This window comes from Pseudomonas sp. AC247, from assembly GCF_979258015.1.
The window spans coordinates 2,286,036-2,299,227 of record NZ_OZ409829.1 but is presented as its reverse complement, the minus strand read 5'-3'; the positions used below and the strand labels follow the sequence as shown (position 1 = coordinate 2,299,227).

At 59.0% G+C, this 13,192-nt stretch carries 13 protein-coding genes; 3 read left to right on the top strand and 10 right to left on the bottom strand.

What is annotated here, in order from left to right; all coding sequences use genetic code 11:
• The first annotated feature begins 105 nt into the window (after positions 1-105).
• Complete coding sequence (locus tag ACZZ0B_RS10660) at positions 106-2,643, top strand: PAS domain-containing hybrid sensor histidine kinase/response regulator (protein ID WP_463545130.1); 2,538 nt, start codon at positions 106-108, stop codon at positions 2,641-2,643.
• A 52-nt stretch (positions 2,644-2,695) separates the two neighbouring features.
• Entirely contained in the window at positions 2,696-2,971 is a 276-nt protein-coding gene (locus ACZZ0B_RS10655) for a peptidylprolyl isomerase (protein WP_007912322.1), read from the top strand.
• Positions 2,972-3,067: 96 nt separating this feature from the next.
• On the opposite strand, the gene kdgK is transcribed toward ACZZ0B_RS10655, so the two are convergent.
• The 9 genes from kdgK to ACZZ0B_RS10610 form a co-directional block, all read right to left on the bottom strand.
• The gene (gene kdgK / locus ACZZ0B_RS10650) at positions 3,068-4,012 is read right to left on the bottom strand and encodes a 2-dehydro-3-deoxygluconokinase (protein WP_463545129.1); all 945 of its coding nucleotides are present in this window, start codon (positions 4,010-4,012) and stop codon (positions 3,068-3,070) included.
• 140 nt (positions 4,013-4,152) lie between these two features.
• Positions 4,153-5,367, bottom strand: a complete 1,215-nt coding sequence (locus ACZZ0B_RS10645) for an amino acid deaminase (RefSeq protein WP_440093964.1) — start codon at positions 5,365-5,367, stop codon at positions 4,153-4,155.
• Positions 5,368-5,406: 39 nt separating this feature from the next.
• On the bottom strand, positions 5,407-6,171 hold the full coding sequence (locus tag ACZZ0B_RS10640) for an IclR family transcriptional regulator (RefSeq protein WP_008080131.1): 765 nt from the start codon (positions 6,169-6,171) through the stop codon (positions 5,407-5,409).
• Between the two features lie 163 nt (positions 6,172-6,334).
• Complete coding sequence (locus ACZZ0B_RS10635) at positions 6,335-6,724, bottom strand: RidA family protein (RefSeq protein ID WP_440093966.1); 390 nt, start codon at positions 6,722-6,724, stop codon at positions 6,335-6,337.
• Between the two features lie 31 nt (positions 6,725-6,755).
• Entirely contained in the window at positions 6,756-7,553 is a 798-nt protein-coding gene (locus tag ACZZ0B_RS10630; protein ID WP_463545128.1) for an amino acid ABC transporter ATP-binding protein, read from the bottom strand.
• Positions 7,550-8,212, bottom strand: a complete 663-nt coding sequence (locus ACZZ0B_RS10625; protein WP_463545127.1) for an amino acid ABC transporter permease — start codon at positions 8,210-8,212, stop codon at positions 7,550-7,552. The genes ACZZ0B_RS10630 and ACZZ0B_RS10625 overlap by 4 nt, the downstream gene beginning before the upstream one ends.
• A gap of 9 nt (positions 8,213-8,221) precedes the next feature.
• Entirely contained in the window at positions 8,222-8,884 is a 663-nt protein-coding gene (locus ACZZ0B_RS10620) for an amino acid ABC transporter permease (protein WP_003225455.1), read from the bottom strand.
• A gap of 51 nt (positions 8,885-8,935) precedes the next feature.
• The gene (locus ACZZ0B_RS10615) at positions 8,936-9,784 is read right to left on the bottom strand and encodes a transporter substrate-binding domain-containing protein (RefSeq protein ID WP_008078012.1); all 849 of its coding nucleotides are present in this window, start codon (positions 9,782-9,784) and stop codon (positions 8,936-8,938) included.
• Positions 9,785-10,130: 346 nt separating this feature from the next.
• Complete coding sequence (locus ACZZ0B_RS10610; RefSeq protein ID WP_463545126.1) at positions 10,131-10,541, bottom strand: hypothetical protein; 411 nt, start codon at positions 10,539-10,541, stop codon at positions 10,131-10,133.
• Positions 10,542-10,724: 183 nt separating this feature from the next.
• On the opposite strand from ACZZ0B_RS10610, the gene ACZZ0B_RS10605 reads away from it, so the two are divergent.
• Positions 10,725-11,189, top strand: a complete 465-nt coding sequence (locus ACZZ0B_RS10605; RefSeq protein ID WP_463545125.1) for a thioredoxin family protein — start codon at positions 10,725-10,727, stop codon at positions 11,187-11,189.
• A 120-nt stretch (positions 11,190-11,309) separates the two neighbouring features.
• Here the strand turns inward: ACZZ0B_RS10605 and ACZZ0B_RS10600 are convergent, their stop codons facing one another.
• Entirely contained in the window at positions 11,310-12,869 is a 1,560-nt protein-coding gene (locus ACZZ0B_RS10600) for a TerC family protein (protein WP_463545124.1), read from the bottom strand.
• Between the last annotated feature and the right edge of the window lie 323 nt (positions 12,870-13,192).

Here is a 13,192-nt window from a genome sequence, read left to right as displayed (position 1 = left end):
AAATTCAGACGTGGCCCGCGGCGGTGACGCAGCGGTACATTGAGCGTCTACCGTCCTGAAGGATTGTAGACGCCGCCTCAACGAACGATGCTCAGGACTGATGTGATGAACGCTGTACCCACCAACGACGATGCGCTGGCGCTGATCGCCCGTACCGACTGGACCCGCAGCCCGCTGGGCAGTGCCAGTGCGTGGCCGCAAAGCCTGCGCACCGCGGTGGACATCGTGCTGCACTCGCCGATGCCGATGCTGTTGCTGTGGGGGCCGCAACTCACGCAGATCTACAACAACGGCTTCGCCATGCTGGCCGGCCACAAGCATCCGCACGCTTTCGGACAACCGGCGCACCTGATATGGCCAGAACTTCGAGACTTTACCGACCCGATTTACAGCGCCGTCCTACAAGGTCAGGTGCGCACCTACACCGAACGCCGCTTCACTTTGCAGCGTGAGGGCAAAGAGTCGGACTTCTGGCTGGACCTGACTTACAGCCCGATCCGCGACGAAACCGCGCAAGTCGCCGGGATTCTGGTCACGGCCATCGAGACGAACGAGCGCAGGCGCATCGCCCTGGAGCTGCAACAACGTTCCGAAGAAAGCCTCAAGGCTCAACGCGAAAGCGAAGAACGCCTGCAACTGGCCCTCGCCGCCACCGATGCGGTGGGCACGTGGGATTGGGACATTGCCGAAGACCGTTTTATCGCCGATACGCATTTCGCCCAGTTGCACGGAGTCGATCCTGCGCAGGCGCGCCAGTTGCCGATCAGCGACTACCTGCAAGGCGTGCACCCCGAAGACCGCGCGATGGTTGCGCGCAGCATCAAGCATTGCATCACGCATGGCACCGAATACGCCGAGGAATATCGCCTGCTGCAGGCCGATGGCGAGTTGCGCTGGGTGTTCGCGCGTGGCCGCTGCTACAAGGATCATCATGGCCGGCCGATGCGGTTCCTCGGTGCCGCGCTGGACCTGACCGAGCGCAAACACACGGAACAGGCGCTGCGCCAGAGTCAGACCGAATTACAGTTGATCATCAACGCCATGCCGATCCTGATCAGCTACGTCGACCACGAGGAACGTTTTCGCCTGAACAACGCCGCTTACCTGGATTGGTACGGGCTGACGCCGCAGGAGCTGTATGGGCGCACCATCCGCGAGGTCATTGGCGAAGAAGCCTACTTCCTGCGCGCGCCCTACATTGCCGAGGCACTGGCGGGTCGCTCCTGCTCGTTCAGCCTCTATACACCGCACCGAGATGGCAGCAACAGACATGCCTTGATGAATTATTTGCCGCGTCACGGTGCCGATGGTGCGGTGAACGGTTTCTATATCTTCGTCATCGACGAAACCGAACGCAAAAAGACTGAAGAAGCGCTGCGCAATCTCAACGAAACGCTGGAAGAGCGTGTCAGCGCGCGGACCGAACAACTGGCTCAGGCCAATCAACGCCTGCAGAACGAGATGTTCGAGCGCGAGCGAGCCGAAGACGCACTACGCCATGCGCAGAAGATGGAAGCCGTCGGCCAGCTCACTGGTGGCATTGCCCATGACTTCAACAACATGTTGACCGGGATCATCGGCAGTCTGGACCTGATGCAACGCTATATCGCCAATGGCCGCGCCGATGAGATCGGTCGTTTTACCGAAGCGGCGGTGTCCTCGGCCAATCGCGCCGCCGCACTGACCCATCGGTTGCTGGCGTTTTCGCGGCGCCAGTCGCTGGATCGCAAAACCCTCAACGTCAATGAGCTGATTCATTCGCTGGAGGATCTGATCCGTCGCACCAAGGGCGACCCGATCGAACTTGAACTGCGCCTGGCCGAGCCGGTATGGCCGGTCAGCACCGACGTCAGTCAACTGGAAAATGCCCTGCTCAATCTGGTGATCAATGCCCGCGATGCCATGCCCGACGGTGGCGAGTTGCTGATCGAAACGGCCAACGTCTACCTTGATGGCAGTGATATCACCACGCTGGAACCGGTCAAGGCCGGCGATTACCTGATGCTCGCGGTCAGTGACAACGGCACCGGCATGACGCCTTCCGTGCGCTCCAAGGCCTTCGACCCCTTCTTCACCACCAAGCCGATTGGCCAGGGCACCGGGCTGGGCCTGTCGATGATTTACGGTTTTGCCCAGCAGTCCGGCGGCCATGTCAGCCTCGACAGCCTGCCGGGGCAAGGCACCTGCGTGCGCCTGTATTTGCCACGGTTGCAAGGCCTGGAGCCGGAACGCCCGGCGGCCGAACCGATCCAGCAGCCAACGGCCGCCGCCAACGGTGAAACCGTGGTTGTGGTCGAAGACGACCCGGCGGTGCGCATGCTCGTGCTCGATCTGCTCAAGGAGCTGGGTTATCAAGCGTACGAAGCCGAGGATGCAAAAACCGCCCTGCCCTTGCTGGAATCGAATCTGCGGGTGGATCTTCTAGTGACCGACGTCGGTTTGCCGGGCATGAACGGTCGGCAACTGGCGGAGATTGCCCGCCAGCATCGGCCGGGGCTGAAAGTGCTGTTCATGACCGGCTATGCGCAGAAAGCCGCCGAACGTCAGGGCTTTCTTGAAGACGGCATGGACATGGTCGCCAAACCCTTTGCCATTGAGCTGCTGGCCAGCAAGATCCGCACGATGATCAGCCAAACCCCGTGACTTGAGGCATAATCCCGCGCCCCGACGTCACCCCGTTATCAGGTACCGCACGATGAAAGCCCAAGCCCGCCACATTCTGGTGAAAACCGCCGAAGAGGCCGAACAGCTCAAACAACGTATCGCCAAGGGTGAGGCGTTTGATGTGCTGGCGAAAAAATTCTCCACCTGCCCGTCCGGCAAGCGTGGCGGCGATCTGGGGGAAGTTCGACCGGGGCAGATGGTCGGCGCGATCGATGCGGTAATCTTCAAAAAACCGCTGCGCACGGTGCATGGGCCGATCAAGAGCAAGTTTGGTTATCACCTGGTCCAAGTCTTCTACCGCGACTGAAACATCCATGTAGGAGCTGCCGCAGGCTGCGATCTGTTGATCTTGTTGTTCAAAATCAGGATCAAAAGATCGCAGCCTTCGGCAGCTCCTACAGGGTTATTGTTTTGCTTGCTTGGGGATCAGGGCGCCAGGGACTTGAATCACCTGACTCGCCAATTGGTGTCCGGCCTGCGCAGCCTCTACCGGACTGCCGCCCATCAAGCGCGCTGCCAGATACGCCGCACTGAACGAATCCCCCGCCGCCGTGGTGTCGATAACCTTCGCAACCTTCTGCGCCGGCACTTCAAACGCCTCGCCATCACAGCCAATCAGACACGCCTCGGCGCCGCGCTTGAGCACCACTTCCGGCGTGCCGATTTGCGCGTAGGTCGCAAACACCTCTTCGCAATCCGCAAAACCAAACAGTGCCTGTTCGTCATCCACCGTCAGCAAAGCCAGGTCTACGTAGGGCAAGACACTGCAATACGCGGCCCGTGCTTCCTCCACCGATGCCCACAAACGTGGACGGTAGTTGTTGTCGAAGACGATTCGCGCATCGCGCTGTCGGGCTTCGATCAAGGTCTGGATGAGTTTCTCACGGCCCTGCACACCGAGCACCGCCAGGGTGATGCCGCTGAAATACAGCACGTCGTAATCCGGCAGCGCGGCGAGGATCGGCTCGGCGGCCGGTGTGGTAAAGCAGTCGCGCACCGCCGCTTCGTTGCGCCAGTAGAGGAAGCGCCGCTCGCCATTGGCGTCGGTCTGGATGCAATACAAGCCCGGCAAGCGACCGGGCAGGCGTTGCACCATGGAAAGACCGATGCCTTCGTCCGTCCAGATCCGGCACATGGCGTCGCTGAAGCTGTCATCGCCCAGCGCGGTGACGTAGTCGACTTGCGCCTTGTCACCCAAGGCTCGGGACAGATAAACCGCCGTGTTCAGCGTGTCGCCGCCGAAGCTTTGCTGCAGGCTGCCGTCGGCGCGTTGCTGAAGTTCGATCATGCATTCGCCGATCAGGGCGATGCGCGGGGTGTTGGGGCCCAAGGGGCTTAGGGAGTTCATCTTGTGGTGTCTCTGTGGATTCACGTGTGTCTGTTACGGCCCCATCGCTGGCAAGCCAGCTCCCACAAGGATTAGCAATCAACCCCCGGCCCCTGTGGGAGCTGGCTTGCCAGCGATTGGGTGCGACGCGGTCTCAAGCCTTAGAAACAGGTTTCCATGCGCTCGACCACGGTCAGTTGATCATCCACCAGCAAACCGACGCGCCACTTGTCGAACGTCAGGCACGGATGCGACGTCCCAAAGGAGATGATGTCGCCAACGCGCAACGCCACACCCGGTGCCACCGTCATGAACGCGTGCTGATCCATCACTGCCGTCACTTTGCAGGCACTGACGTCGTCGCCCGTCGCAGGCACCACGTCGGCTTTGTAACGCAACAACGGCACCGGCAAACCGGCATCAAACGCGACATCACGCTTGCCCAAAGCAATCACCGCAAACCCCGGCTCCGGCATCGACTGGACATGTGCCCAGACTTCCAGCGCCGGGCGCAAACCCTCTTGCAGGTCACTGCGGCGATCGAGCACGCAGCACTGCGCTTCTTTATAGATCCCGTGGTCGTGCGCAACATAACTGCCCGGACGCAAGACGCTGAGGAAGCGTCCGCCAGCATTCTGCGCTTCGAACGATTCGGCAATCAGGTCGTACCACGCTGAGCCCGACGCGGTGATGATCGGCTTGGCAATCGCAAACGCGCCGCTGTCCTGCAACTGCACGGCGAGGCGCACCAGCGAGGCGGCGAATTCACGAATGCCACTGACCGCGTGATCGCCGTGGATCACCCCTTCGTAACCTTCGATGCCGGTCAGGGCCAGCGCCGGTTGGGCGTTGATGGCCTTGGCCAGTTCAATGACTTCCTGCTCGCTGCGGCAACCGCAACGACCACCGACCACACCGTACTCAATCATCACGTTCAACTTGACCCCGCGCGAAGCGAAGTACGCCCCGAGATCGGCGACGTTGTCCGGGTGATCGACCATGCAATAGAAATCGAACGACGGATCGGCCAGCAGATCGGCAATCAGTGCCATATTCGGCGTGCCGACCAGTTGGTTGGCCATCAGCACCCGGCGCACACCGTGGGCATAGGCTGCGCGGGTCTGCGTGGCGCTGGCGAGGGTGATGCCCCACGCGCCGGCGTCGAGCTGACGCTTGAACAGCGCCGGGGTCATGCTGGTTTTGCCGTGGGGCGCCAGCTCGGCGCCGCTGTCGCTGACAAAACTTTGCATCCAGCGGATGTTGTGCTCCAGCGCTTCGCGATGCAGCACCAGCGCGGGCAGGCTGACGTCTCGCGCCAGGTGCGCGCCGATGCTGGCGTCGCCTTTTTCCCCGGCAGTGTTGATGGCAGTCGTCATGGTCGAACTCCTCACATTCGCGGCCGCAGGCGGTCGCGGTTATTCGTTGATACGCCGGGCGAGGCTGTTGGCACTCTCGATCAGCACCCGGCGATAGTCGTTGTAATTGTTCTTCGCATCGGCCCGTGGGGCGACGATGCACAGGGTGCAGATAGCCACGCCATTACGGTCTTTGACCGGGGCGGCGAAGCAATGGGTAAAGGTGTCGGCGACACTGTCGAAAGAGAAAAATCCATCGAGGCCGGCCTGGCGGATTTGCGCCAGAAACAGTTCCAGCGGCAAGCGCTCGCCGTCGGGCAGGATGTAGTCGTCTTCGTCGATCAGGTCGATGATCTGCTGGTCGCTCAAGTGTGCAAGCAGCAAGCGACCGGAAGCCGTCCACGGGATCGGCGCGTTTTCGCCGATATCGGAGGAGATCCGAAAATGCCGCTCGCCCTCCTTCATCAGCGCCACCGTGTATTTTCGCCCGTTGAGCAGGCACATCTGCGCGGTTTCATGGGTCTGGCTGACGATCTCCTGCAAGGCGTGATCGGCTTCGCGACTGAGGTCGAAATGACGTAGATGCGCCTGCCCGAGGAAATACAGCTGCCGGCCGAGATAGACATGACCGTCCTTGCCCACCGGCTCGAGAATCCGTCGCTCCAGCAACGAGGCAACCAATTCGTAGACCGTGGATTTCGGGCTGCCGATGCCGTTGGCAATATCGTTCGGGCGCAGCGGCTGGCCGATCTCCTTGAGGAAGTCGAGGATATCGAACGCCCGGTCCAGACCGCGGGCCCGGCGTTTGATGGTGTCTTCGGTCATGTCATTACTCACTCAATATTCCCTGTAGGAGCTGCCGCAGGCTGCGATCTTTTGATCTTGCCTTTCTGGCGCTTCCAAAAATGCCAAAAGATCGCAGCCTTCGGCAGCTCCTACAAGGGTCATCGTCAGTCAGGTAACCGTTTACGCGCAAACGCGCGAGTGATCAGGGCTTTTTCTTGTAGGCGATGCAGTCGATCTCGACCTTGCAATCAACCATCATGCTCGCCTGCACACAGGCTCGCGCCGGGGCGTGCTCGGGTTTGAAGTACTCGCCGAAAACCTTGTTGAAACTGCTGAAATCACGCGGATCGTCCAGCCACACACCGGCGCGCACGACATCTTCCAGGCCATAACCGGCCTCTTCGAGAATCGCGATCAGGTTCTTCATGGTCTGGTGGGTCTGCTCGACGATGCCGCCGACAATGATCTCGCCATCCACCGCTGGCACCTGCCCGGAAACGTGCAGCCAGCCATCCGCCTCGACAGCGCGGGCGAATGGACGTGGCTGGCCGCCAGCGGCGGTGCTGCCGGTGCCGTAACGAGTAATGGTCATGGGTATTTCTCCTGATTACAAAAGTGAAAAGTCAGAACCGCGTGCTTTTGAGAAACTCAGCCAGACGCGGTGATTGCGGGCGTTCGAACAGATCCTTGGGAGGCCCCTGCTCTTCGATTCGCCCCTGATTCATGAAAACGATCTTGTCCGAGACCTCGAAGGCAAAACGCATCTCGTGGGTCACCAGCAACATGGTCATGCCGTCCTCGGCCAGGCCCTTGATCACGTTGAGCACCTCGCCCACCAGCTCAGGGTCAAGGGCCGAAGTGACTTCGTCGAACAGCATCAGACTCGGGTTCATCGCAATCGCCCGGGCGATCGCCACGCGCTGTTGCTGACCACCGGACAACTGACCGGGAAAGTGATTGCGCCGCTCCAGCAGGCCCACGCGCTCAAGCCATTTCTCGGCGAGCACGACGGCTTCGTCCTTGTGCATCTTCTTCACTTTGAGCAGACCCAAGGTGACGTTCTGTAACGCGGTGAGATGCGGGAACAGATTGAATTGCTGAAACGCCATGCCGGTCATTGCGCGATGCCGGGCGATGACCTTTTCCGCATGGCGCACGCGTTTGCCGTTGCTTTCGTCGTAGCCGATGGATTCGCCGTCAAGCAGGATCTGCCCGCCCTGGAATTCTTCGAGCATGTTCACGCAACGCAGCAGCGTGGTTTTGCCCGATCCGCTGGAACCGATCAGCGTCACCACGTTGCCGCGCTGCATGCTCAGGTCGACGCCCTTGAGCACTTCGACCGCGCCGTATTGCTTGTGCAGGCCACGAATGTCCAGCAGCGGCTGGCCGTTCTGAAGGTTGCAAACTGGAGTTTCAATCATGGCAAGGCCACCCGCTTTTCAATGTGCCGGCCGAGTAATTCGATGCCGTAGTTGATGACGAAGAACAGAAAACCGGCGAACAGATAGAACTCCAGGGTCATGAAGTTCCGGGCGATGATCTGTTGCGTGCTGAGCAGCAACTCGGCGACACCGATCACCGAGAGCAAGGTCGAGGCCTTGACAATTTCGGTGGACGAATTGACCCAGGTCGGCAGGATCTGCCGCAACGCCTGAGGCAACAACACGTAGCCGAGGGATTGGTAGAACGTCAGGCCGATGGCCTGGCTCGCTTCCATCTGTCCACGCGGCAACGCTTGCAACGCACCACGGACAATTTCAGCGACGTGCGAGCCGCAGAACAGCGTCAGCCCTAACGCACCGGCCTGAAACGCAGTGATCTGCCAACCGAGTGCCGGCGCCATATAAAAGCAGGCCAGCACCAGCACAAACACCGGCGTGCCGCGAATCAGGTCGACATAAAAGCGAAACGGCGCGCGCATCCAGAACTTGCCGTACGTCAGCACCAGACCGGCGACCACGCCGAGCATCGTGCCGAGCAGGATCGCCAGCGCCGACACTTGCACACTGGTTATAAAGCCCTGCAAAAGCGGCTCGCGCGCCACCCACAATTCATGTAGCCAACTGGGCGATTCGTACATCACAGCCTCCTATCGGCGGATCGCCAGACGCTGCTCGAGGTAACGCAGCAGCATGGCAATGAGGTAACAGGCCGCGACATACAACGCCGTGGTCACCAGCCAGGTTTCGATCACCCGGTAGCTCTCGACGTTGATCTTGCGCGCGTAATAAGTCAGCTCCGGCACTGCAATCGCAGCAGCGAGCGAGGTGTCCTTGAACAGCGAAATGAAGTTGTTCGACAGCGCCGGCAAGACGTTGCGCAGCATCACCGGCACGGTGACGTAAGCCTTGACCTGCCACTCGCCCAGACCGATCGCCAACCCCGCTTCGCGCTGGCCCTTGGGAATGCTCAGCAAACCGCCACGGAACACTTCGGTCAGATAGGCCCCGGCATACAACGAGAGCGTGATGATGAACGACGGAATCTTGTCCAGACGAATCCCGAGGCTCGGCAGTGCAAAGTAGATCAACAGAATCAACACCAGAATCGGCGTGTTACGCACCACCGTGACGTACACCGAGGCCAGCACCCGCAGAGCGCGATGCTTTGAAAGCAAGGCAAACGCCATCAGCAGGCCGATCACGCAGCCAATCGCGATCGACACCAAGGCCAGTTCAAGGCCCAGACCGAGCCCCGCCAGCAAGGTGTCGAAATCGCGCCACACGGCGGCAAAGTTCAACTGATAGTTCATGGTCAGCAGTACCTTGAGCAGGGCGACATGCATCGCCCCACTCTCACGGGATCATTTGAATTCGACGGGGAAACCGATCGCGGGCGATGGCAGATCAACACCGAACCATTGCTTGAACGACGCCGCATAAGTCGGGAATTCAACCCCGGTCATGGCTTCATGCAACGCGGTGTTGACGAAGTTCAGCCAGTCCTGATCGCCGCGTTTGACAGCGCAGGCATAGGTTTGCGGGCTCCAGGCGTAAGTCGGGCTGCGATAACGGCCAGGGTTCTGCACCATCAGGTATTTGACCGAGGACTGGTCGGTGGCGGCGGCATCGGCGCGACCGGAGTTCACCGCCTGATACATCAGGTCGACACTGTCGTACTGGTCAACCTTGGCTTTCGGCAGAGCCTGATGCACGAGTTCTTCGGCGTAGACGTTTTGCAGCACGGCCACGGTGACGCCGTCGCCAGCGGCTTGCAGGTCTTCGATTTCCTTGTACTTGCTGTTGTTTGGCAGCAGCAGACCCACGCCTTCGCGGTAATACGGCAGCGTGAACGCCACTTGCTGCGCGCGGCTGGCAGTGACGGTGATGAACTGGCAGCTCATGTCGACCTTGTCGGTCAGCAGATTGGGAATCCGCGCATCGGACGACTGCACCACGAACTCGACCTTGCTCGGGTCGTTGAACAGGCCTTTGGCGACGATGCGCGCGATGTCGATATCAAATCCCTGCAACTTGCCATCCGCGCCCTGGAAATGCCATGGCGCATTGGTGCTCCCGGTGCCCACGATCAATTTGCCACGGGCCAGCACGCTGTCGAGCTTACTGTCGGCTGCCTGAGCGAGCCCCATGACAGTGGAAGAAGCCGCAAGAACAAAAACACACGCTTTGAACAAGGAAGGTCGGCGATGCATGGCAAGCACTCCAGGATTTGTGTTTATTCCGCTATACCGGAACACGGTTTGTTACTACGGAATAGACAGCAGAAAGTGTGCCACAGGAATGGGCGGACGTCCTGGAGAATATGAAACGTGATGTGAATCAGAGGGATGGAAGCAGGTGGAAAAAATGCCTAACGTGAACGTCTAGATACCAGCGCTACATTTAGCTACATTTTCTGATGTCGGTGACACATCTGGGCACATCTGCATCAATCTGATGCTTGAATTGGGCGGGGTAAAATTTCGCACGCTACAGGGATAAACTTCAACGCCGTGGGAGCACTATCAGCTCCCAGACGAAGTCTTTTTGGGCCAATGGTCAATCAATCGAGATCAGTCGGACATTACGATATTTCCCGCCCACCTGATTGCCCCTCAGCGCCAAGCTAAACAAATCCGGGCCGCCTGATTGCTGAGCAGCAACTTCAAATGTCATTGCGTAGGGCAGATAGTCGGGCCCGGTCCTCACATCAATTTGCTTGCGCAAACCGGACATTTCCAATGCAAGATTAACGTAACTTTTTGATGCTTCCGGAAACAAACACTCGAAAGAAAAATAGTACGTACCAGCAGCCAGCTCCAGGGTTTGCTCAGCCGCTGCACCTTCCTTTACATGACAGTAACCGTCGCGGATCTCCGCCCACGCCGGGCTGCCAGGACTCAAGTAGATCCGCCACTCCTTATCGCCTTGAGAAAAATCGCCATTTGGGATCAGGTTATCTGTTTGCATTGTGTAACTCCTGTCAACGAATAGACGCTTCCATGCGTCATTGCCTATCAATGCAGCTTCGGAAGCGGCCCATTGATTCAATACTCAAAAACGCATCTGCACACCTGTCATATCTGACAGTAGATTTGCCTGAGTCCTTACTTGTAACGTCTGCAGACATCAACGGTTATTGAGGCTACCCGGATGAACACGATGACTTCACGTGCAGATCTGGCCCTGGTCTACCGCAAAGCCTTGAAAACCTGGCGCCCGGTGATTTTCTACTTCGCGAATGAAGATTGTCCTGCGTGTGAGTGGGCAAGTCCGGTTTTTCGCCAGGTAGCCGAACCTTTTCGGCATCGGGCCGCCATCTATATGCTCAACACTCGCGAAACACCTCGTCACCCGCTTGTCACTGGAACCCCGACGGTGCTGTTCTATCAGGACGGCAAACTGCTGAAGAAACTCAAAGGCTTCGCCAGTGAAGACACATTAAGTGAAGATTTCGCCAGGCACATCGGCAAGACCAAAGCCCGTACCGTGCACCAAAAGCCTACGCATGATCTGACCTGGCTACGCAGTACGCTGCGCACTCTGTGCACCCTCCCCCGAACTGCTGGCCGGCGAAATGTGCCGAGTGGTGCGAAAACAACCGACAGCATCGCGTGACCCTCTGTATCACTTTCCACCTGTAGGAGCTGCCGCAGGCTGCGATCTTTTGATCTTGTTCTTGAAAACGCCAGGATCAAAAGATCGCAGCCTGCGGCAGCTCCTACAGGGGTATGTGGTTCAGGGTTGGTTTTGGGTCAGCAATACCCGTGTCACGCGACGCTCTTCGACCTTGACCACGGTCATTTGCCATTCCTCGTAGTCCAGCCGATCGCCAACCATCGGCAATCGATCGAGCAAGCTCATCACCAACCCGGCCAACGTCTGGTAATCCTCGGTCGGCTCTGCGCCGAACCCGGTACGCTGCCGAACTCGCATCAGGTTCAGCGCGCCGCTGACCATGAACCCGCCGTGCTCCTCGATCACATCCGGGCCTTCGATTTCGCTGGCATCAGGCAGCTCGCCGGCAATCGATTCGAGAATGTCGGTCATGGTCAAAACGCCGACAAAGTCACCGAATTCATTGACCACGAAGGCAATGTGGGTTGAGGCCGCACGCATTTGCTCCAGCGCGTTGAGGATCGAATAACTGTCGAGCAGATTGATCGTCTGGCGTGCAAGGTGTTCCAGATTCGGCTCTTCGCCGGCCAGGTATTCCTTGAGCAACTCCTTTTTGTGCACGAAGCCCAACGGCTCATCCACCGCGCCATCACGAATCAGCGGCAGACGTGAGTAGGACGAGTGCATCAACTTCGTGCGAATGCTCTCAGCATCGTCTGCCAGATCAATGCAGTCGACATCGGCACGCACGGTCATCAGTGCCCGAATCGGCCGTTCGGCCAATTGCAGTACACCACTGATCATTACCCGCTCGCGTCGGTCGAACAGCTCCGCGATCGGTGCGTCGCCATTATCCAACAGGTCGGAAATCTCTTCGCCGACCTCCTCCACGGCCAGCTTGCGGCCGCCCAGCAAACGCATCACCGCATGCGCCGTACGCTCGCGCATCGGCCGCAAACCCTGCATGGAGCGCTTGCGTCGGGCCCTGGCGATCTGGTTGAACACCTCGATCAGGATCGAGAAACCAATCGCCGCGTACAGATAACCTTTCGGGATGTGGAAGCCCAGGCCTTCGGCCGTCAAGGCGAAACCGATCATCATCAAAAAGCCCAGACACAGCATGATCACGGTCGGGTGCGCATTGACGAAGCGCGTCAATGGCTTGCTCGCGACGATCATCAGGCCGATGGAAATGATCACCGCGATCATCATCACCGCCAGTTCATCGACCATGCCCACAGCGGTAATGACCGCGTCCAGCGAGAACACCGCGTCGAGTACCACAATCTGCGCCACGATCGGCCAGAACAGCGCATACGCCGTGTTACTCGAACGCTCGCCGACATGCCCCTCCAGACGCTCATGCAATTCCATGGTGGCCTTGAACAACAGGAACACGCCACCAAACAGCATGATCAGGTCACGGCCGGAAAAGCTCTTGTCGAACACTTCGAACAACGGCTGAGTGAGCGTCACCAGCCAGGAAATACTCGCCAACAGGCCCAGGCGCATGATCAGTGCCAGCGACAAGCCAATGATCCGCGCGCGGTCACGCTGATGCGGAGGCAGTTTGTCCGCCAGAATCGCGATGAACACCAGGTTGTCGATGCCCAGCACCAACTCCAGCACGATCAGTGTCAAAAGTCCCAGCCACGCCGTGGGATCCGCTAACCATTCCATAAAATGTCTCGATCTCTCTTCAGTGAATTCAGGCTGCCGGACACGGCAAAGTGCAACGCGAAAGCTCTGAGGCTGCGTTGTCTACGATGTTCGGGAGTCGGAAAACTGGATGCTGCGAGTGCGTCAAGACCGCGCCATGGCGCAGGGAAAACGGAAAACTGGGAGGCTCCGAGAGGGTGTTCATGCAAGTCCTGAATGGAAAAAGGCCTTGAAGCGTACAGGCACTCGCAGGCATTTCCCCAGCCACAAATTATTTCAAAATCTGTAAGAACGCCTCGACAATCGCCCTGTAAGGCTGGCTGCCGCCTTCCGCCCGGCAGCCA

Coding starts and splice junctions, on each gene's coding strand:
- ACZZ0B_RS10620 (WP_003225455.1), bottom strand. CDS start 8,884: ATGAACTATCAGTTGAACTTTGCCGCCGTGTGGCGCGATTTCGACACC.
- ACZZ0B_RS10630 (WP_463545128.1), bottom strand. CDS start 7,553: ATGATTGAAACTCCAGTTTGCAACCTTCAGAACGGCCAGCCGCTGCTG.
- ACZZ0B_RS10610 (WP_463545126.1), bottom strand. CDS start 10,541: ATGCAAACAGATAACCTGATCCCAAATGGCGATTTTTCTCAAGGCGAT.
- ACZZ0B_RS10605 (WP_463545125.1), top strand. CDS start 10,725: ATGAACACGATGACTTCACGTGCAGATCTGGCCCTGGTCTACCGCAAA.
- ACZZ0B_RS10615 (WP_008078012.1), bottom strand. CDS start 9,784: ATGCATCGCCGACCTTCCTTGTTCAAAGCGTGTGTTTTTGTTCTTGCG.
- ACZZ0B_RS10600 (WP_463545124.1), bottom strand. CDS start 12,869: ATGGAATGGTTAGCGGATCCCACGGCGTGGCTGGGACTTTTGACACTG.
- ACZZ0B_RS10640 (WP_008080131.1), bottom strand. CDS start 6,171: ATGACCGAAGACACCATCAAACGCCGGGCCCGCGGTCTGGACCGGGCG.
- ACZZ0B_RS10635 (WP_440093966.1), bottom strand. CDS start 6,724: ATGACCATTACTCGTTACGGCACCGGCAGCACCGCCGCTGGCGGCCAG.
- ACZZ0B_RS10645 (WP_440093964.1), bottom strand. CDS start 5,367: ATGACGACTGCCATCAACACTGCCGGGGAAAAAGGCGACGCCAGCATC.
- ACZZ0B_RS10625 (WP_463545127.1), bottom strand. CDS start 8,212: ATGTACGAATCGCCCAGTTGGCTACATGAATTGTGGGTGGCGCGCGAG.
- ACZZ0B_RS10655 (WP_007912322.1), top strand. CDS start 2,696: ATGAAAGCCCAAGCCCGCCACATTCTGGTGAAAACCGCCGAAGAGGCC.
- kdgK (WP_463545129.1), bottom strand. CDS start 4,012: ATGAACTCCCTAAGCCCCTTGGGCCCCAACACCCCGCGCATCGCCCTG.
- ACZZ0B_RS10660 (WP_463545130.1), top strand. CDS start 106: ATGAACGCTGTACCCACCAACGACGATGCGCTGGCGCTGATCGCCCGT.